Source organism: Mesorhizobium sp. CAU 1741 (assembly GCF_039839275.1).
Classification (GTDB): domain Bacteria; phylum Pseudomonadota; class Alphaproteobacteria; order Rhizobiales; family Rhizobiaceae; genus Aerobium.
Genome location: NZ_JBDOQP010000002.1, coordinates 443,476 through 462,426 on the forward strand (window position 1 = coordinate 443,476; position 18,951 = coordinate 462,426).

An 18,951-nucleotide genomic window follows, 5' to 3' on the forward strand; every position below is an offset into this window, starting at 1 on the left:
GGACCCGCATTGCCCTTCGTCCGATGCGTCGGTTTCGACTGCTGTTCGGATCGAGGCTTCACCATTGCTTTCGCCGCGGGTGGCCGGCGCCTCGTGCCTTGCCTCTCGTAGGCTTGCGTCTCCCGGCTGTCAATAAACCCGTACCATCATGCAAAAAAGGAGCGGCTCGTCGCCACTCCTCTAATCCGTGCTGCCTGTCAATGGGGCGTTTCAGAGCGCCTTCTTGACCTTGTCCTTGGCGTCACCAAAACCCTTCTGGACCTTGCCGGCGGCCTTTTCGGCCTTGCCTTCCGCTTCGGTCTTCTTCGAACCGGTCGCCTTGCCGGCGGCTTCCTTCACGGAACCCTTTGCCTGCTTGGCGACACCCTTGACCTGATCCTTATTGACCATCTGGCTTTTCCTTCGCGCAGCCGCACAGTTGCGGCGTGCATCAACGGTAAGGACAGCATTTGGTTGCCGCAGGCCAAAAGAAAGGGGCGGCATCGCTGCCGCCCCTTCGAACTTTCAGCGTTACGGACTTCTTAGAAGTCCATGCCGCCCATACCGCCCATGCCGCCGCCGGGCATTGCCGGCATCGGGCTATCCTTCTTCGGAGCCTCGGCGATCATGGCCTCGGTGGTGACCAGCAGGCCGGCAACCGAAGCGGCATCCTGGAGCGCCGTGCGAACGACCTTGGTCGGATCGACGATACCGTTGGCGATCATGTCGCCGTATTCGCCGGTCTGGGCATTGTAGCCGAAGGTAGCCGACTTGTTGTCGAGGATTTTGCCGACAACGATCGAAGCCTCGTCACCCGAGTTGGTCGCGATCTGGCGGGCAGGAGCCTGCAGGGCGCGGCGGACGATGTTGATGCCGGCTTCCTGGTCGGCATTCTCGCCCTTGACCTTCAGGTTGGCCGAAGCGCGCAGCAGCGCGGTGCCGCCGCCGGGAACGATGCCTTCTTCGACGGCCGCGCGGGTCGCGTTTAGGGCGTCATCGACGCGGTCCTTCTTTTCCTTGACCTCGACTTCGGTCGCACCGCCGACGCGGATGACCGCAACGCCGCCAGCGAGCTTCGCAAGGCGTTCCTGCAGCTTCTCCTTGTCGTAGTCCGACGTGGTCTCTTCGATCTGCTGCTTGATCTGGGCAACGCGGCCCTGGATCTCGGCCTTCTTGCCGGCGCCGTCGACGATGGTGGTGTTCTCCTTGGAGATCTGCACCTTCTTGGCGCGGCCCAGCATGTTCAGGCCGACGTTCTCGAGCTTGATGCCGAGGTCTTCCGAGATCACCTGGCCACCGGTCAGGATCGCGATGTCCTCGAGCATGGCCTTGCGGCGATCGCCGAAGCCCGGAGCCTTGACGGCAGCGATCTTGAGGCCGCCACGCAGCTTGTTGACGACGAGCGTGGCCAGAGCCTCACCCTCTACGTCCTCGGAGATGATGACGAGCGGCTTGGACGTCTGAACGACGGCTTCCAGAACCGGCAGCATCGCCTGGAGGTTGGAGAGCTTCTTCTCGTGGAGAAGGATGTAGGCGTCTTCCAGCTCGGCAACCATCTTGTCCGGGTTGGTGACGAAGTACGGCGACAGGTAGCCGCGGTCGAACTGCATGCCTTCGACGACTTCAAGCTCGGTCTCGGCGGTCTTGGCTTCCTCGACGGTGATGACACCCTCGTTGCCGACCTTCTGCATCGCCTTGGCGATCATCTCGCCGATTTCCTTCTCGCCATTGGCGGAGATGGTGCCGACCTGCGCGACTTCTTCCGAAGTCTTGATCTTCTTGGTGGCCTTGGCGAGCTGCGCAACGACGTCGGTGACGGCGAGGTCGATGCCGCGCTTCAGGTCCATCGGGTTCATGCCGGCTGCTACGGCCTTGTGGCCTTCCTGCACGATCGCCTGGGCAAGCACGGTTGCCGTCGTCGTGCCGTCACCGGCGATGTCGTTGGTCTTCGAGGCCACTTCGCGCACCATCTGGGCGCCCATGTTCTCGAACTTGTCTTCCAGCTCGATCTCCTTGGCGACGGTGACGCCGTCCTTGGTGATGCGCGGAGCGCCGAAGGACTTGTCGATGACGACGTTGCGGCCCTTCGGGCCGAGCGTCACCTTCACCGCGTCGGCGAGGATGTTGACGCCGCGCAGCATGCGCTCGCGGGCATCACGGGAAAATCTTACGTCTTTGGCAGCCATGTTCAGCTCCTGTTTTCAAAGCCGTTCGACGTCGAACAGGCCAGAATGCGATTGAATGCGGAAGGTCTCGGCGTCAGCCGACGATGCCCATGATGTCGGATTCCTTCATGATCAGAAGGTCTTCGCCATTGAGCTTGACTTCGGTGCCGGACCACTTGCCGAACAGCACGCGGTCGCCGGCCTTGACGTCCAGCGGGACGAGCTTGCCAGCTTCGTCACGAGCGCCGGAGCCGACGGCGATGACTTCGCCTTCCTGCGGCTTTTCCTTGGCAGTGTCCGGAATGATGATGCCGCCGGCGGTCTTCGCCTCGGACTCGACCCGACGAACGACCACACGGTCATGGAGCGGGCGGAATTTCGACTTTGCCATCTCTGGTGTCCTCGATAAGGATAAAAAGGGATTTCCTCCATCCGGCGGAGCCGGATATCGGTTAGCACTCCCTTTTGGTGAGTGCTAACGTGACGCCCAGATAGTGATTGTGGCGAAACGAGTCAAGATCATCAGGCCGGAATGATCGTGCGAACCCAGTTGCGCGCGATCGCAAGACCGGCCGTGTCGGCCGCTGGCCCGAAACGCTTTGCCTGCTCGGGGTGTCGCATGTGCCAGTCGGGCTGGCGATCGGCAAGCCAGTCTTCGAACACGCTGTTCCACTGCGCGACGAGAGCGGTGTCGGCCTCGAAATGGAACTGGATGCCGTAGGCGGCGCGCCGAACGCGGAATGCCTGGTTGTGGACGTCGAGATTGCCGGCCAGGCGCACCGCGCCGCGCGGCAGGATGAAGGTGTCGTCGTGCCACTCGAAGATCGGGAACGCGGCGTCGACGCCGGCAAACAGCGGATCGGCTTCGCCGTCCTCGTTGAGTTCCACCTGGCGCCAGCCGAATTCCGACGCTCCACCGATGATGTTTTCCGCGCCATAGGCACGGGCAAGAAGCTGGCTGCCGAGGCAGATGCCGAGCACCGAGCGGCCGGCTTCGGCGAAGGCCCGCATCAGATCGCACAGCGCCGGCAGCCACGGACAGGCGTCGTCAGCAAGGGCGTTCTGGCCGCCACCGAGCACGATCAGCGCGTCGTAGCCTTCGGGCCTGCGCGGAATGGCCGCCTGCCGGTCGGCCCGCAGCAGATGAATGTCCGCGTCCCGTTCCGCGAGTGCCCTGCCGACCTGGCCAAGACCTGTCCCTTCGAAATTCTGGACAACGAGAACGCGCATCAAATCTTCCATATCGGTGGTGTCAGCCGGGCGCGCGAGCGATAGCATGAGGAAACCCACGCAGCAAAGGAGAAGCCGGTGCCGCTGCAGAACCGCGTCGATCCATCGGGCCGCATCCATGCCGTCGCGGCGCGCGGCCTGTTCACCGGCAATCGCGGCGTCATCCATGACCCGCAAACGAGGACATTGCTGTCACGACGCTGGACGACAAAGGCATGGATCATCTGCACGCTCGAGCATCCGCGCGGCGTGAAGCGCGACCCGATGGGGCGCAACGCCCCTTCCGGCGGCCCCGGCTGGACGGAACTCTTCTTCCTCGACGAAGTCACCGCACTCGCCGCAGGCCATCGCCCCTGTTTCTACTGCCGAAGGGAAGCGGCGGCGGTTTTCCTCGCCTGCAGCGGCAAGCCGAACGCGCCAGCGCTGGACGCGACGGTGCACGAACAGCGCACGACGAGCCGGCCACGGCTCGACGCAACGGAAATCGCCGCCCTTCCCGACGGCACGGCGATCGGCATTGGCGACAGTGCGTTCATGGTACGCTACGGGACGGCTATGCCATGGAGCTTTTCGGGCTACGGACCTGCCCGCTCGCTCCCGGAAGCTGCACTGCTGCTCACGCCGATGGCAAACGTCATGGCCCTTAAGGCGGGATACGAACCGCTCTGGCATGCAACTGGCGCCCACATGCCCGCTTGACCCAGGTCCGTCATTTCCGCATCACAGCGTCCATGCGCGCGAACTACAAACTGCAGCGGCTTTTCGTGCCGCACGATCTCGCAGCCGGCGTCGAATTCGAGCTCGACAAGGGACAGAGCCACTACATTGCCCGCGTCCTGCGGATGGCGGAAGGGGCGCCATTGCTGGTCTTCAACGGGCGAGACGGAGAATGGGCCGCGCATGTCGCGGCAGTTGGAAAGAAGGCGGTTCGGCTTCGCGTTGCCGATCGGACGCGCTCGCAGCCGGCCACCCCCGACCTCGTCTATGCCTTCGCTCCGTTGAAAGTCGGAAGGTTGGACTACCTCGTCCAGAAGGTTGTGGAGATGGGCGTCGGCGTGATCCAGCCCGTCATCACCCAGCACACCCAGATGGCCAAGCCATCGCTCGACAAGATCCAGGCCAACGCCATTGAGGCGGCCGAACAATGCGGCGTTCTTTCCATCCCATCCATCCGCCCGCCGCTGAAGCTGGAACAGTTCCTCGGAGGTTGGGAAACGGACCGGCGGCTGATCTTTTGCGACGAGGATACCGAGACCGACAATCCGTTGCCCGCTCTCCAATCCATCACCGAAACCAGGTTCTGCCTGCTGATCGGGCCGGAAGGCGGTTTCTCGGACGACGAGCGGCGGATGCTGCGCGCCCTGCCATTCGTCAGCGCGATCCCGCTCGGTCCACGCATATTGCGGGCCGATACCGCCGCCGTCGCGGCACTCGCATTGGTCCAGGCAACGGTCGGCGATTGGCACTGAGCATCAAGCAACCGTCAACATGCTGTCAGGATTTTTCGCTTGATCGCGGACCGCTCTTGCGTTCAACACTCGCGCGCCGCTGCTGCGAACGGCCGGCCGGGCATGACTGAGGAAACGACATGGCGCGCGACACGACGGATTTTCAGCCCATCGAGGGCATGGATCAGCTTGTCTCCTACCTCTCCGCCGGCAACAAGCCGAAGGAAGAATGGCGCATCGGCACCGAGCACGAGAAGTTTCCCTTCTATGTCGACGGCAACAGCCCGGTTCCCTATGGGGGCGACAACGGAATCAGGGCGATCCTGGAAGGCATGCAGCGCGTGCTTGGCTGGGAGCCGATCATCGACGCCGGCCACATCATCGGGCTTGTCGAGCCCACCGGCCAGGGCGCGATCAGCCTTGAGCCGGGAGGCCAGTTCGAACTGTCGGGAGCGCCGGTCGAGACCATCCACCAGACCTGCCGCGAAGGCAACGCCCATCTCGCGCAACTGCGCCAGATCGCCGAGCCGCTCGGCATCCGCTTTCTCGGCCTTGGCGGCAGCCCGAAATGGACGCTCGCCGAAACGCCCCGCATGCCCAAGTCGCGCTACGACATCATGACCGCCTACATGCCGAAGGTCGGCACGAAGGGCCTCGACATGATGTACCGCACCTGCACGATCCAGGTGAATCTCGATTTCGACAGTGAAGCCGACATGCGCCGCAAGATGCAGGTTTCGCTCAAGCTGCAGCCGCTTTCCACAGCGCTGTTCGCCAACTCGCCGTTCACCGAGGGCCGACCCAACGGCCTGCAGAGCTGGCGCGGCGACATCTGGCGCGACACCGACAACCAGCGCTCCGGCCTGCTCGACTTCTGCTTTTCGCCCGAATTCGGCTTCGCCGACTACGTCAAATGGGCGCTCGACGTGCCGATGTATTTCCTGATCCGCGAGGGACGCTATTTCGACGTCACCCACGTCACGTTCCGCCAATTCATGGACGGCGCGCTCAGGAACGAGGTGCCCGACGGCCTGCCGACCATGGGTGACTGGGCCAACCATTTGTCGACGCTTTTCCCCGACGTGCGGCTCAAGCGCTTCCTGGAAATGCGCGGCGCCGACGGCGGCCCGTGGCGGCGCATCTGCGCCTTGCCGGCGTTCTGGGTCGGACTGCTCTACGACGATGCCGCGCTCGATGCCGCCGAAGCGCTGACGCGGGACTGGACCTTCGAGGAAGTCAGCGCGATGCGCGAAACCGTTCCGGCGCAAGCGCTCAACACCGCCTTCCGCAACCACTCGCTTCGCGACGTCGCCCGCGAGGTCCTCGATATTTCGCGAACCGGCCTTGCGAATCGCGCCCGCAACAACGCCGAGGGCTATGACGAGACGGGTTTTCTCGCGCCGCTTGAGGAGGTGGTCGCACGCGGCACCACCAGCTCCGAAGAAATGGTGCGGGCGTTCCACACACGCTGGGGCGGCTCGATCGAACCCGCCTTCATCGAATACGCCTATTGAGCGCGATCGTGGTTGGAGTAGTCTCCCGGTAACAGGAACCGGGAGGATACCGCGATGCTGCCCCTATACGACATGCTTGCCAACGCGCAGAACGGTCACGCGTTTCAGCAGATGGCGAAGCAGTACGGCCTTTCGCAGGCCCAGGTTCAGGAAGCGGTTGCAGCGCTTCTGCCGGCTTTCAGCCAGGGACTGAAGCGCAACGCATCGAGCCCGGGCGACCTCGGCGCGTTTCTCTCGGCGCTCTCGTCGGGACAGCACGCCAGATATTTCGAGGACGCCAGCAACGCCTTCTCCCAGCAGGGACTACAGGAAGGCAATGGCATTCTCGGCCATCTTTTCGGCTCCAAGGACCTGTCACGCGCCGTCGCCTCGCAGGCGGCGCAGGCAACCGGCATAGGGCAGGATTTGCTGAAGCAGATGCTGCCCGCACTCGCCTCGATGATCATGGGCGGATTGTTCAAGCAATCCACCGGACAGGTCGGCGCCTCAGGGACTCGGGCATCGGCCAATCCGCTGCAGGAGATCATCGAGCAGATGATGCGGCAGGGCGGTGGCATGATGCCGCCGCAGCCGCAGGCCCAGCCCTCTCCCCTCGATAACCCGTTTGGCAAGATCCTCGAAGGCATGTTCGGCGGCGGCGGTCAGGCGCAACCCCAGCCGCAGGCGCCACAGACGCCTTTCGGCGACAACCCGCTCGGCCGCATCTTCGAGGAGATGATGGGCGGCGGCCAGGTCCGGCCCGAGGCTCCCGCGGCGCCCGAGCCGAAAGCCAATCCGAGCGGTCGCGCACGTACGCCGTATGACGACCTCTTCGGCGACATGTTCGAGGCCGGCGCCAAGACGCGCGACGGTTACCAGAAGAACATGGAATCGGTGTTTGACCAGTTTCTGCAAGGGATGAAGCAAAGGCGGTAGGACGCACCCAAGTGGCGGCGCACCCCAGACCGCAGGTAACCAAAAAAAGCCCGGCCTTCTCGCGATGGCCGGGCAGTGTGCAGGCTGCCGGAAGGGGATCCGGCGGGAGTGTGGGAGTTTGCCTGCGTAACTTAAGAACTGTTTCAGCAGACGCGCCGGGCACTCATCTCGACCATGCCGCGCTCACGCGCGATACGGTTGAGGCGGACCGTCGGATCCACGCCGAGCGGCGCATGGGTGACGACCTCGATGTCCGTGCGCATCAGTCCGATGTCTGCGAGTTCGTGGTCTGACAGTCGCCAAAGGTGATTCAGTTCGCGGCGATTCTTCACGGAGCGTACGAACATGCGCAACACCTCGGTCAGACGCGCCACGGTGGCAACCGTGCGCGTTCCGGCACCGATCGCATGCGTGGGGTGGTCGAGGGCGGTCATGACGTGTCTCCTTCATCGTTTCTCAAGGCGAGACAAGACGCCGGCGCACCGCATCGTCGAATGCGGAATGGGCCGTGGCGCGTCGCACCTGCTGGTTTGAACAATGTGACGATCGCATCGCGGCATTGATTAGTCTAACGAATGTTTTTAATGTATCGGATCAATGAACGTTATGGATTGATGCCATGGCCTCGCCTCTCGATCTCGACCAGCTCCACACTTTCATCACCATCTCCGACACCGGCAGCTTCACAAAGGCAGCGGAAGAGGTCCACCGAACCCAGTCCGCCGTGTCGATGCAGATGCGTCGGCTGGAGGAGCGGCTCGGCAAAGCGCTGTTCGAGAAGGACGGCCGCACCAACCGTCTCACCGAGGAAGGCGAGCGGCTGCTCACCTACGCGCGGCGTCTCCTGCGGCTCAATCGCGAGACGCTGGCGGCATTCGACGACAACAGCCTCGAAGGCCATATCCGCATCGGCACGCCCGACGACTATGCCGACCGTTTCCTGCCCGAGATCATGGCACGTTTCTCGCGGTCCAACCCGCGCGTCGAGCTATCGGTGATCTGCGAGCCGACGATCAACCTGATCGACCAGATCAAGCGCGGCCAGCTCGACATCGCCATCGTCACCCATGATGGGGACAAGGGCGGGACGTCGGAAGTGGTCCGGCGCGAGCCGCTGCTGTGGGTGACGTCGGCGAATCACTCGATCCATGCCGAGGACGTGCTGCCGATGGCGGTCGGCCGCACGAGTTGCATGTGGCGCCGGGCGGCCTGCGACATGCTCGACCAGATGGGACGCGACTACCGCATCCTGTTCACGAGCTGGTCGGCCACCGTCATCATCGCCGCCGTGCTCTCGGGCCAGGCGGTGTCGATCCTGCCCGAATGTGCATTGCGCCCGGGCATGCGCATCCTGGGCGAGGCGGACGGATTCGGCGCCTTGCCGGACGTGCGCATAGGCATCATCCGAGGACATTCGAGCCAGCCGGAAGTCGTCGACGCGCTCGCCCGCCATATCGCCGACAGCCTCGACAACATTTCAGTGCCGGTGCCCGAAGAGCCGGGCCAGTTCGACTTCGACGGCATGGCCTTCGCCCGCATCAAGCGCCAGAAGCAGCGTTCGGCCATGGCGGGGTGGTGAGCTTGCACACCAACGCCTCGCCGCTGCAGCAGGCATTCATCGAAAAGATCGGGGCGGCGGTCTCTGGCGACATGCGTTTCGAGGCGTTGTTTCTCGGAGGCAGCTTCGGCCGCGGTTCCGCGGATGCCTACAGCGATCTGGACTTCATCGGACTGGTCGACGCCGACAGCGGGGATTTGACGGCAGCAGCTTGGCAGGGAATCGTGGAAGCCATTTCGCCCGTGGTCTTCTGGAACCGGCTTGACCGTGGCGGTCCGCTCCTGAATGCGATCACCCAAGACTGGCTGCGGATCGATGTCCATATCCTGACGCCTGCTGCATTTCTCGACCGGGTGCCCTCCTCGGGCGCCAGTCGCGCAACGCTGGTGCCGCTCGTCGACAGGCAAGGCATCTTCGATACACTGCCTGCTTATCCCGGAAAAACAGCGCCGAACGGCCAACAGGTCGACCATCTCATTCGCGAATTCATCCGCGTGCTGGGGCTGATCGTCGTCGGGCTGGGACGCGACGAACGGGTGCTGGGCGTCACCGGCGCCGGCCTGCTGCGCGACCTGCTTACAAAATTGATGATCGAGGAAACCCAGTCGCCGGAGCGCGGCGGTGCGCTCCATCTGAGCCGAATCATCACCGCCGATCAGATGGCGGAACTTGAATCCCTACCCTATCCGGGGCCGACACGGGCCGACGTACTAAAGGCTCATTCAGCGCTGGCTAAAAACTTCTTCCCGAGAGCCACAAGGCTTGCCGCGGAGCTAGACCTTCCATGGCCCGATGCGTTCGAGAACGCCACTCGTCGGCACCTCGAGCGGGCCTTCGGCATCGAGTTGTGGCAGTGGTAACACTGTCGCTGACTTGACGGGCGAGGCCGTCCTAATGCCAAGCTGCATCCATGACCGACATCTTCCAGGCCGATTCGCGCAGCAACGCGGCTGAGTTTACCGTTTCCGAAATCTCCGGTGCGCTGAAACGCACCGTCGAGGACGCGTTCGGCAATGTGCGGGTGCGCGGTGAGATTTCCGGCTATCGCGGGCCGCATTCGTCGGGCCACGCCTATTTTGCCCTCAAGGACGACCGGGCACGCATCGAGGCCGTGGTCTGGAAAGGGACGTTCTCGAAGCTGAAATTCAAGCCCGAGGAAGGGATGGAGGTCATCGCTTCGGGCAAGCTGACCACCTACCCCGGCTCGTCGAAATACCAGATCGTCATCGACAATATCGAGCCCGCCGGGGCTGGCGCGCTGATGGCGCTGCTGGAGGAGCGGCGCAGGAAGCTGGCGGCCGAGGGCCTGTTCGACGATGCGCGAAAGCAGCTTCTGCCCTATATGCCACGCGTCGTGGGCGTGGTGACGTCCCCGACCGGTTCGGTCATCCGCGACATCATCCACCGCATCACCGACCGGTTCCCGCTGCATGTCCTGGTGTGGCCGGTGCGTGTGCAGGGCGAGACCACGGGTGCGGAGGTGGCTGCGGCGGTCCAGGGCTTCAACGCCCTTGACCCACTGGGCGCGATCCCGCGACCGGACGTGATCATCGTGGCGCGTGGCGGCGGCAGCCTGGAGGATTTGTGGGGCTTCAACGACGAAATCGTCGTGCGCGCGGTTGCTGCGTCGGGCATTCCGGTGATCTCAGCCGTCGGACACGAGACCGACTGGACGCTGATCGACCATGCCGCCGACATGCGCGCGCCGACACCGACGGGCGCTGCGGAAATCGCGGTGCCGGTGAAGGCCGAACTGCAAGCGACGGTGGCCAGCCTGGCTGCCCGCTTGCGCGGCTGCGTCTCGCGCAATGCGGACCGCAAGCGCCAGGCGCTGCGGGCGGCGGCGCGGGCGCTGCCCTCCCCCGACCAGTTGCTCGGCACGCGGCGGCAGCGTTTCGACGAGGCGGGCAGCCGCCTGACACGCGCCCTGGCGACCAACATCGAAGCCAAGCGCCTGCATTTCAGGGGCGTGCGCCTGTCGCCGACGGTCCTTGAGCGCCGCATCGCGGAGGTGCGCAGGCGGGTCGTCCGCGATGGCGAACGTCTGCCCGCCCTGTTTCGCAATCTGGTCGGCACGGCGCGCAGCCGCTTCAGCCGCGATGCCGGGCGGGTAACGCCGGCAGCACTCACCCGCCGGCTCGACGGGCACGGGCAGGCCTTGCGCGCGCTGGAACGGCGTAGCGACGCCTGCATGGAGAGGTCGCTGGAGCGGCGTGAGGCGGCTCTGCATCGCGCCCAGCTCCGCCTGCGCATCGAGCCGATCGAGGAAAATCTGCGCGACAGGCGCCGCCGCCTGGACCAGGCCGAGCGGCTCCTGCGGAGCGTCTCCTACCAGTCGATCCTGGAGCGCGGATTCGCGCTTGTCACCAACGATGCTGGCGGGCTGATCCGTCGCGCTGGCGAGGTTTCCCGTGGCGAAGCGCTGACGATCGAATTCGCCGACGGCAACGTCGCGGCCATCAGCGCGGGCGGCGACGGTGCGCGATCGGGCAAGACCTCTGCGAAACCGCCGGCCGGCGGCCAGGGGTCGCTGTTTTGAGCCGGCTACGGCCCACCGATTAACTTTACGACCAATCTGCTGCACAAAAGCGTGATAAAATGCTGGCGACACGGCGCCGGCGCTGACATCATCTGCACACATCCAGATGGGGCCTCGGGGCGGGCTGGGTGCGCAGGGGATTGCAACTCCCTTCAACTCCGGTTCGAATCCGGGGCGAGGCCTCCACATCTGCTGCCGGTTCGGCGATTCTACCTCATGGTCCTAATTGGGCTGCTGCGCCGCCGCCGTGTCCGGCCCCTCGAGTTCCGACATGCGCGTCCCGATGGTCATCGTGTTGCCGCGCCACTCCACCACCCCACCAACCCAGCTCCGCATCCAGACCAGCGGCATAACGATGTCTCGCGCCAGCATGGCGGGCAGCGACAATGGCGAGACGTGCCAGTTCTTCGCAAGGGCGAGTGCGAGTTCCGGCAGGTAGATGGCCGCCATCACGAACATGCCGATCAGCACGTGGTTCTTGTCGGATACGGTCGCGGCCGCCAGCGCGAGTGTCAGGGCCGGCAAGGTGCCAAGAAGGATTTCCGGCGCGAAGAAGAGCGGGAACGTCACCCGGCGCAGCCGCGCCCAACGGCTCTGCCGCATCCAGACCTCGCGCAGGCTTCTGCCGCCGAGCGGCTGCTCGAAAGGTGCTGCGACAAGATGTACGTGAAGGCCGAGCCGATTGACCAGCTTCGTAGCGGCGGCGTCCTCGGCGATATCCGCGCCCAGCGCCTCGATGCCGCCATTGGCGTCAAGCAGCGGCTTGTGCCACAGCATGCTCTTGCCCTGGGCGAAGCCGAAGCCGACGGCCTCTCCGGCATATTGCCATCGCGCCTGATGCGTGTTCAGGAAGGCGCATTCCACCTCCGCCCAGAAACTGCCCGGGCGGGTGCCCAGCGGCGTCGAGCAGACGAGTCCGGTGTTCCTGCGCCTGGCCGTCATCAGGTGCTGGACGTAGTCCGGCGGCATCAGCACGTTGGAATCCGCCAGCACCACCCACTCCCAGCGCGCGGCGCGCCAGCCCTTGACGCAATTGTTGAGTTTCGGGTTCGCGCTGATCCGGTCGTCGCCGACAAGCACCCTCGCCGGCACGCCCGGATAGGTGTCCATCATTGCCTCGACCCTTGCAATGATCGGATCGGCATGATCGGCGACGCAGAAGATCAGCTCGTATCGCGGCCAGTCGAGCTGGAATGCCCTGTGCAGGGTTTCCGCGGTGAACGTCTCGATGCCGCGCACCGGAATGACGATCGAGACAGGCGGCGTGTCGCTCGCGCTGGCGGCCCTGGCGCCATTGGGCGAAAGCCGGGACGCGGCGATCAGGATGCTGGCGAGATTGACGACAATCAGTGCCCCGCACAGGAAGAAGAGAGCTTCAGCCATGAACACCCACGCCGACGATGTGCCACGATCAACGGGCAAACGAATCTGCCTTGCGACGAACGCCGACTAAGGCTGGCGGAACACACCATCTTTGTGTGTCAGGACGACGACATTCTGGGGATTGCTGGGCCTTCGGAGGGCTGTCGGGTGGTACGGTTGGGTGGGCTTGAACCACCGACCTCCGGATCCACAATCCGGCGCTCTAACCAACTGAGCTACAACCGCACATCATCAGCCTGTGGCTGGCGAGGCTCTTACGGGCAATCGACACCGATTTCAAGCCCGATGGAGTGGATGGGAGGCCCAAAACAGGAAAAAGGCCGGCGGGAGGAGGTGCCGGCCTTTTCCTATGACAGACCGGCGGGAGGAGGTGCCGGTCTTGAGCCTGCGGATTGGAAGGGAGGAGGAATCCGCCCCGCAGGTTACTTGAAGCCTGAACGTGTCAGGCGATCTTGAGTTCCTTCACGGAGTTCTCGAAGACGTCCTTGAACGGCTTGGACATGTCTTCGGCAGCCTTCGTGGAGGCGGTCTGGAATTCCTTGGCCTGCTCGACGGCGGTCTCGACCGACTTGCGCATGAACGCGGTCTGCAGTTCGATGACTTCCGACAGCGACTTGGCGCCGATCAGCGCTTCCATGTGCGAGAAGCCGGCTTCCACATTCGAGCGCGCGGCCGAGATCGACTTCAGCGAGAACTCGCTGCCGGCAGTCTTCGCCGTGTCGAACGTGTTTTCCATGGCCTTCTGCGCGCTTTCGGCGCCGGACTTCATCTTGGCGTAAGCCTCCTGGGACTGCGCAACGCCCTTCTCGGCAAATGCCCGGAACTGATCCGTCGCCTGTCCGGCGTCGAAGGTCGGAAACTCGATGGTCTCTGCGGTCTTGGCGGTGGCTTTCGTCATCGCTGGCTCCTTTACACTGGGCCCGACAACATCTTAACGTGCCGGGCGTTTGACTTGACCCGGATATAGACCATCCTCTTGTGCATTGCAACATTTTTGTTGCGACGCACCAATATTCGATCGAGGATTAACCAAGGCTGGAGATTCAGCCGCGCGGAAGCCCGGGGTTTCTGGACGGGCGCAAACCGTGCTTTTATTAACAATGCGTTAATTCCGGGATACGCCCGCTCCGACGACAGATTTCAGGTTCGCGCATGGCTCCAGGCCCCTACTCGTTCATCGACATCGCCGTGCTGGAAGACGTGCGTGCGCGTTTTGCCGCAGGCGATGCGCTGGCGATCCTGACCATTGATCTCGACGAGGTGATCTGGGCCAATGGCGCCGGCGCGATGCTGTTCGGCCATTCCGACATCGAAGCGGTGATGGGCGCGTCGCCCGGCCTCGGCTTCACGGCCAGACGTCAGATAGCCGCGACGCCGGGCTTCCCGCGTCGGGTGTCGAACCGCACCATCCTTGTGCGGCTGGCGCGCGGAATGTCGAGCCAGGCGGTGCCGTTCGCCGTCAGCAGCATCACGATGCCCGATGGCGAGCCTGCGATCCTTCTGGCGGCCGGCGCGCAATCGCCAGGCTCGTCAGACGGCAACGCGGTAGCTGCGCGCATCATCGAGGGGTTCCGAGAAGCGGGCTATTTCGCCGCCCTGCTCGACGCCCAGGCCCAGGTCGGCGCCGCATCGGCGGGGTTTGCGGATCTCGGCATCGAGGACGAGACGCTCAGGCGTCTGGTCGACGAGGTCGGCAGGTCGAACGACCGGCTGGTCAAGCGTCTTGCGATCGCGACAGCCGGGCTGATCCCGGTTGGAATCGCACGTCTCACCGACGATCCGCAGTTGCATCTGCTGATCGCGATCGATGAGGCTGTCGAACAGCCTGCGCCGGCCCAGCAGGCCGCCCCGCCCCAACCGCCGGATGACGTTGCCGTCGCCTCGCAGGATGACGCCGCCGCGCCGTCCGACGCCGACCTCCCCGACCGGATGCAAGAAGACGAGGCAGCGTTCGAGGACATCGATCCGCCATCGGAGGGCGACGTCCGCCCCGCTGCGCCGTCCCCTGCCGGCAAAGAGCCGGAGGACATCGGCTCGCCCTCGGACTCCGACGACTGGTATTTCGAGGCGGACGGTGCATCCGAGCAGCCCCAGCCTCAGGCTGCCTCCGCGCGTCCCGCCCGCAAGGCGCTTGGTCCGCGTCCCGACCTGAGCGGCGCGGCGCCTGTCCGTTTCGTCTGGCGCACCGATGCGGCCGGCGCATTCAGCACCGTTTCGGACGAATTCTTCGCTGCCACCGGGCATGATGCGGCCAGCGTCATCGGTCGGCCGTTCCGTGAGGTAGCCGACGAATTCGGCCTCGACCCTACCGCCGAGATCGCCGGCCTCCTTGAACGCCGCGACACCTGGTCGGGTCGCTCGGTGCTCTGGCCGATCGCGGCGACCGACTTGCGCGTGCCGGTCGATCTCGCGGCACTGCCCGCCTATAGCCGCGACCGGACCTTCGAGGGTTTTCGCGGCTTCGGCGTGGTTCGCCTTGCGGAGGCGGTGGTCGACGCAGAGGCCACACATGTCGACGAGCCCGGCGACACTGCGGAGGACCGCGATGCGCCGGCGGCCCCCGACAAGGCGGCGGAGGCCGACGACCCGTTCCGGGGCGAAGTGCCGGTGATCTCGATCGCCGAAAGCCGCGAACGCCGCGTCAGCGACAAGATCATCAAGCTTGCCGAACACCGGCCCGCGCCCACCGGCCGCCAGCTATCGCCAGGCGAGCGCAACGCCTTCGAGGAAATCCGGGCGCGCCTGCGGCAGGATTATGCGTCACGGCAGGCTGAAGAGCCGGCCGCACGCACCGTCTCCCCAACCGGACCCTCCGAGGCGCCGGTGGAACCGGCCGTCGAGGCTGCGCCGGATGTGCGGGAACCCACGGCGACCGAACAGAACGAGCCCGAAGCGGTCGGATCCGCACCGACGCAGGACGTCGAACCGAGCGCGGTCACGCCGGACCAGGAGCCCGCCGTTGAGGCGCAGGGCGACGAGCCTCCCGCCGATCTTGCCGATCAAGCCGAGGACGTTCCTGCTGCGCCAGAGGCCGAAGACCCCGCCGCGCCGGAAGCCGAAGCCGAGCCAGCCCGCGAGACGATGCCCGCACCGCCGATCGCGTCCAGCGGCTTCATTCCGTCGGCCTTCTCGACATCTGCGGGACCCGTGGGCCTTGACCAGGATTTCCTCTCGACGCTGCCGCTGCCGGTTCTCGTGCACGCCGGCGACGAGCTTTATTTCGCCAATCCCGAGTTCCTCGCCCTGACCGGCTATGCCAGCCTCGAAGCGCTTCGCCGCGAAGGCGGGCTCGGTCGGCTCTTCGTCGATAACCAGACCGAGGCCGAAGCGGATGATGAAGACAGGAAGCTGCGCCTGCGCACTCTGGGCGGCGAGGAATTTTCCGTCGACGCACACCTGCAGTCGATACGGTGGGAGGGCAGTTCGGCGCTGATGCTCGCCTTGCGGCGTGTCGCGCCAGACACGCCCGCGCTGCCCGATCCCGTCCCCGCGCCAGTCATCGCCGATCCTGCCATGGCCGACATGGAAGACCGGGTTGCCGAGATGCGCACGATCATCGACACGGCGACGGATGGCGTCGTGCTGATCACGCGGCAAGGCACGATCCGCAACATCAGCCGGCCCGCCGAAGCGCTGTTCGGGTTCGACAGCGCCGAAGTCGAGGGCGAACCGTTCACCACGCTGTTCGCCATCGAGAGCCAGCGGGCGGCGCGCGACTATCTCAACGGCCTGGCGGACAATGGCGTGGCCAGCGTCCTCAATGACGGGCGCGAAGTCATCGGCCGAGAGGCCGAAGGCCGCTTCATCCCGTTGTTCATGTCCATTGGCCGCCTGCCCGGCGACAGCGGCTACTGCGCCGTGGTGCGCGACATCACGCAGTGGAAGCGTGCGGAGGAAGAGCTGACCCAGGCCCGCTCCCAGGCCGAGCGCGCATCCTCGCAGAAGACCGAATTTCTGGCCCGCGTCAGTCACGAGATCCGCACGCCACTCAACGCGATCATCGGCTTCTCGGAACTGATGCTCGACGAAAAGTTCGGGCCGATCGGCTCGGACCGCTATCGCGACTACCTGCGCGACATCAACCGGTCCGGCAACCATGTGCTCGATCTCGTCAACGACCTGCTCGACATCTCGAAGATCGAGGCCGGCGAGCAGGAGATGAATTACGAGGCGGTCTCGCTCAACGACGCGCTCGCCGAGTCGGTCGCGATGATGCAGCCGCAGGCAAACCGCAATCGCGTCATCATCCGCTCCAGCCTCGCCTCGCGGCTGCCGGAAGTGGTCGCTGACCTGCGCAGCGTGCGCCAGATCGCCCTGAACCTTCTTTCCAACGCCATCCGCTACACCCAGGCAGGCGGCCAGGTTATTGTGTCGACGTCCTACGAGCCGTCGGGAGACGTGGTGATGCGGGTGCGCGACACCGGCATCGGCATGTCACTGGCAGAGATCGACCAGGCGATGAAACCGTTCAAGCAGATCAACGCGCTCAAGCGCGGGCGTCACGACGGAACGGGTCTCGGCCTGCCGCTGACCAAGGCGATGGTCGAGGCCAACCGGGCGCGCTTCACCATCGTCTCGACGCCGGGCGAAGGAACGCTGGTGGAGATCATCTTCCCGTCCACCCGCGTGCTTGCCGACTGACGCCTGTGGCTACCGCGTGCCTTCGTGCCGCAGGATGAGCCCGACGAACAGGCTGGAAAACAGGACGATCATCAGCGCATAGGGAGCGGCTTCCATCATCATGCCTTCCGACGTCCGGCTGAAGACCGACGTCGCCAGCGTACTGTATCCGATCGGCGCGAGCAGGAAGGTGATCGGCAGTTCCTTGACCACCATGATGAAGACCAGCAGGGCGCCCGAGACCATCGATCGGCGCAAGAGCGGGAAGGTGGTCAGCATGAACGAGCTCAAGGCGCCATGGCCCAGCGACCGTGCCGCTTCCTCGAACCGGGGCCCGATCTGGAGCAGGCGGCTCCTGACGGGTCCCACCGCCAGCGCCAGGAACGTCATCGCATAGGCGAAGATCAGCAACGGCAGGCTCTGGTAGAGGAAAGGCACCGCCTGCAAAGCAAAGAATGCCATCGACAGTGCGAAGGCGAGCGGCGGGACGGCGTAGCCGAGATAGACCAACCGGTCGAGAAGGCCCGTTCCGGCCGATGGGAAGCGTACCGTGAGGTACACGACGGGCACCGCGAGCACGATGGCCGTGAGCGCGGCGGGAACTGCCGCCATCGTCGTGCGATAGAACGCCTCTGCGACCTCGATCAGGTCGAGCCCGGGGCCGGCCTGCACCATCCAGAATACGAGCACCACCAGCGGCAGGCCTAGCGAGCAGGTGTAGACGAGCGCCAGGAATGCCCAGGCCAGCGGCCGGAAGCGACCGAGCGGGATCGGCGACGCGGGCCGTGCGGCGCCCTTTCCGATGCGCGCATAGCGCCGGCCGCGCAGCCGTGCATCGATCATGATGAAGGTCAGCGTCACCCCCATCAGCATCAGCGAGAGCCATGCGGCATAGACGCGATCGAAGGCGCCGGAATATTGCGTGAAGATGGCGTAGCTGAACACCTCGAACCGCATCAGCGCGATCACGCCGAAATCGCCGAGCACGTACAGGCCGATGACGAGCCAGCCGGACAGCATCGCCGGCGTCATGTGCGGCAACACGACCGCGCGGAAGGTCTGCAACGGCGTCCGCCCCAGGCTGCGCGCGGTTTCTTCCAGGCTCGGATCGAGGCCCAGCAGCGCGGCCCGCAGGTTGAGAAAGAGATAGGGAAACGTATAGAGCGACAATGCGATGGTCGAACCGACGAGCCCTTCGGGGCGCGGGAGGCTGACACCGAACATGACGTTGGCGAAGCCGTAATAGCCAGAAAGCCCCATCAGCGCATAGGCCATCACGTAGCCAGGCACGGCCAGCGGCAGGACGCCCAGGATCGCGTGAAGCTTCTTGTGGCCGAGATCGCTGCGGACGACCAGCCACGCAAGCGGCAGCGCGATCACTGTGGTCACGAAGAGAACGCACGCGGTCAGCGCCAGCGTGTTGGTCAGCAGACGAAAATTGCGTTCGCGAAAGACGATGTCGGCCAGCGTCGCGGCGTCCGCCTCGAGAGCCCGCGCGACGAGATAGACGAGCGGCAGCAGCATTCCCGCGCCGACCAGCAAGGCCGGCGCGAGAAGCAGAAGCGAAGGCCGATGCCGATGGCTTGGCACGGCCATGGCG

16 protein-coding genes and 2 tRNA genes are annotated in these 18,951 nt (G+C 64.8%); 9 read left to right on the forward strand and 9 right to left on the reverse strand.

All coding sequences use genetic code 11. The annotated features are described in order from the left end of the window. Positions 1-210 precede the first annotated feature (210 nt). The 4 genes from AAFN84_RS09035 to AAFN84_RS09050 form a co-directional block, all read right to left on the reverse strand. The gene (locus AAFN84_RS09035; protein WP_347514227.1) at positions 211-390 is read right to left on the reverse strand and encodes a CsbD family protein; all 180 of its coding nucleotides are present in this window, start codon (positions 388-390) and stop codon (positions 211-213) included. A gap of 131 nt (positions 391-521) precedes the next feature. Next, positions 522-2,165 (reverse strand): chaperonin GroEL, encoded by a 1,644-nt coding sequence (gene groL / locus AAFN84_RS09040; protein WP_347514228.1) that lies wholly within the window; start codon positions 2,163-2,165, stop codon positions 522-524. A 73-nt stretch (positions 2,166-2,238) separates the two neighbouring features. Next, positions 2,239-2,535: a co-chaperone GroES gene (gene groES / locus AAFN84_RS09045; RefSeq protein WP_347514229.1), complete on the reverse strand. Its 297-nt coding sequence runs from the start codon at positions 2,533-2,535 to the stop codon at positions 2,239-2,241. Between the two features lie 131 nt (positions 2,536-2,666). Next, positions 2,667-3,374 carry a type 1 glutamine amidotransferase gene (locus tag AAFN84_RS09050; RefSeq protein ID WP_347514230.1) on the reverse strand — a complete coding sequence of 236 codons (708 nt, stop codon included), beginning with the start codon at positions 3,372-3,374 and terminating at the stop codon, positions 2,667-2,669. A gap of 78 nt (positions 3,375-3,452) precedes the next feature. Between AAFN84_RS09050 and AAFN84_RS09055 the strand changes: the two genes are divergently transcribed. From AAFN84_RS09055 to AAFN84_RS09070, 4 genes are all read left to right on the forward strand, one after another. Beyond that, positions 3,453-4,073, forward strand: a complete 621-nt coding sequence (locus AAFN84_RS09055; RefSeq protein ID WP_347514231.1) for a hypothetical protein — start codon at positions 3,453-3,455, stop codon at positions 4,071-4,073. A 32-nt stretch (positions 4,074-4,105) separates the two neighbouring features. Beyond that, positions 4,106-4,843, forward strand: coding sequence for a 16S rRNA (uracil(1498)-N(3))-methyltransferase (locus AAFN84_RS09060; protein WP_347514232.1), 738 nt, complete (start codon positions 4,106-4,108; stop codon positions 4,841-4,843). A gap of 119 nt (positions 4,844-4,962) precedes the next feature. Then, positions 4,963-6,336, forward strand: coding sequence for a glutamate--cysteine ligase (locus tag AAFN84_RS09065; RefSeq protein ID WP_347514233.1), 1,374 nt, complete (start codon positions 4,963-4,965; stop codon positions 6,334-6,336). A 54-nt stretch (positions 6,337-6,390) separates the two neighbouring features. Beyond that, entirely contained in the window at positions 6,391-7,251 is an 861-nt protein-coding gene (locus AAFN84_RS09070; protein WP_347514234.1) for a DUF937 domain-containing protein, read from the forward strand. Positions 7,252-7,394: 143 nt separating this feature from the next. Here the strand turns inward: AAFN84_RS09070 and AAFN84_RS09075 are convergent, their stop codons facing one another. Then, a complete protein-coding gene (locus AAFN84_RS09075; RefSeq protein WP_347514235.1) occupies positions 7,395-7,685 on the reverse strand; it encodes a DUF1127 domain-containing protein in 291 nt (96 codons plus the stop codon). A gap of 185 nt (positions 7,686-7,870) precedes the next feature. Here AAFN84_RS09075 and AAFN84_RS09080 point away from each other — a divergent pair, with 185 nt between their 5' ends. The 4 genes from AAFN84_RS09080 (at position 7,871) to AAFN84_RS09095 (ending at position 11,534) form a co-directional block, all read left to right on the forward strand. After that, positions 7,871-8,830: a LysR substrate-binding domain-containing protein gene (locus AAFN84_RS09080; RefSeq protein ID WP_347514236.1), complete on the forward strand. Its 960-nt coding sequence runs from the start codon at positions 7,871-7,873 to the stop codon at positions 8,828-8,830. Then, on the forward strand, positions 8,827-9,669 hold the full coding sequence (locus tag AAFN84_RS09085) for a hypothetical protein (RefSeq protein ID WP_347514237.1): 843 nt from the start codon (positions 8,827-8,829) through the stop codon (positions 9,667-9,669). Before AAFN84_RS09080 ends, AAFN84_RS09085 begins: the two co-directional genes overlap by 4 nt. Positions 9,670-9,719: 50 nt before the next feature. Then, positions 9,720-11,348, forward strand: a complete 1,629-nt coding sequence (gene xseA / locus AAFN84_RS09090; RefSeq protein ID WP_347514238.1) for an exodeoxyribonuclease VII large subunit — start codon at positions 9,720-9,722, stop codon at positions 11,346-11,348. A gap of 110 nt (positions 11,349-11,458) precedes the next feature. Beyond that, positions 11,459-11,534: transfer RNA gene (locus tag AAFN84_RS09095), tRNA-Cys, on the forward strand. 36 nt (positions 11,535-11,570) lie between these two features. Here AAFN84_RS09095 and AAFN84_RS09100 read toward each other — a convergent pair. The 3 genes from AAFN84_RS09100 to AAFN84_RS09110 form a co-directional block, all read right to left on the reverse strand. Continuing rightward, positions 11,571-12,731, reverse strand: a complete 1,161-nt coding sequence (locus AAFN84_RS09100; protein ID WP_347514239.1) for a ceramide glucosyltransferase — start codon at positions 12,729-12,731, stop codon at positions 11,571-11,573. Positions 12,732-12,879: 148 nt separating this feature from the next. Then, positions 12,880-12,956, reverse strand: a tRNA-His gene (locus tag AAFN84_RS09105). Between the two features lie 217 nt (positions 12,957-13,173). Then, a complete protein-coding gene (locus AAFN84_RS09110) occupies positions 13,174-13,629 on the reverse strand; it encodes a phasin (protein ID WP_347514240.1) in 456 nt (151 codons plus the stop codon). A 254-nt stretch (positions 13,630-13,883) separates the two neighbouring features. Between AAFN84_RS09110 and AAFN84_RS09115 the strand changes: the two genes are divergently transcribed. Next, a complete protein-coding gene (locus AAFN84_RS09115) occupies positions 13,884-17,372 on the forward strand; it encodes a PAS domain S-box protein (RefSeq protein WP_347514241.1) in 3,489 nt (1,162 codons plus the stop codon). Between the two features lie 9 nt (positions 17,373-17,381). On the opposite strand, the gene AAFN84_RS09120 is transcribed toward AAFN84_RS09115, so the two are convergent. Next, positions 17,382-18,947 (reverse strand): iron ABC transporter permease, encoded by a 1,566-nt coding sequence (locus AAFN84_RS09120; RefSeq protein WP_347514242.1) that lies wholly within the window; start codon positions 18,945-18,947, stop codon positions 17,382-17,384. Between the last annotated feature and the right edge of the window lie 4 nt (positions 18,948-18,951).

Excerpts from the sequence above, each read along its gene's own strand:
- AAFN84_RS09115 (WP_347514241.1), top strand. The coding sequence starts at position 13,884 with ATGGCTCCAGGCCCCTACTCGTTCATCGACATCGCCGTGCTGGAAGAC.
- xseA (WP_347514238.1), top strand. The coding sequence starts at position 9,720 with ATGACCGACATCTTCCAGGCCGATTCGCGCAGCAACGCGGCTGAGTTT.
- AAFN84_RS09060 (WP_347514232.1), top strand. The coding sequence starts at position 4,106 with ATGCGCGCGAACTACAAACTGCAGCGGCTTTTCGTGCCGCACGATCTC.
- AAFN84_RS09070 (WP_347514234.1), top strand. The coding sequence starts at position 6,391 with ATGCTGCCCCTATACGACATGCTTGCCAACGCGCAGAACGGTCACGCG.
- AAFN84_RS09065 (WP_347514233.1), top strand. The coding sequence starts at position 4,963 with ATGGCGCGCGACACGACGGATTTTCAGCCCATCGAGGGCATGGATCAG.
- AAFN84_RS09080 (WP_347514236.1), top strand. The coding sequence starts at position 7,871 with ATGGCCTCGCCTCTCGATCTCGACCAGCTCCACACTTTCATCACCATC.
- groL (WP_347514228.1), bottom strand. The coding sequence starts at position 2,165 with ATGGCTGCCAAAGACGTAAGATTTTCCCGTGATGCCCGCGAGCGCATG.
- groES (WP_347514229.1), bottom strand. The coding sequence starts at position 2,535 with ATGGCAAAGTCGAAATTCCGCCCGCTCCATGACCGTGTGGTCGTTCGT.
- AAFN84_RS09120 (WP_347514242.1), bottom strand. The coding sequence starts at position 18,947 with ATGGCCGTGCCAAGCCATCGGCATCGGCCTTCGCTTCTGCTTCTCGCG.
- AAFN84_RS09050 (WP_347514230.1), bottom strand. The coding sequence starts at position 3,374 with ATGCGCGTTCTCGTTGTCCAGAATTTCGAAGGGACAGGTCTTGGCCAG.
- AAFN84_RS09035 (WP_347514227.1), bottom strand. The coding sequence starts at position 390 with ATGGTCAATAAGGATCAGGTCAAGGGTGTCGCCAAGCAGGCAAAGGGT.
- AAFN84_RS09075 (WP_347514235.1), bottom strand. The coding sequence starts at position 7,685 with ATGACCGCCCTCGACCACCCCACGCATGCGATCGGTGCCGGAACGCGC.
- AAFN84_RS09110 (WP_347514240.1), bottom strand. The coding sequence starts at position 13,629 with ATGACGAAAGCCACCGCCAAGACCGCAGAGACCATCGAGTTTCCGACC.
- AAFN84_RS09100 (WP_347514239.1), bottom strand. The coding sequence starts at position 12,731 with ATGGCTGAAGCTCTCTTCTTCCTGTGCGGGGCACTGATTGTCGTCAAT.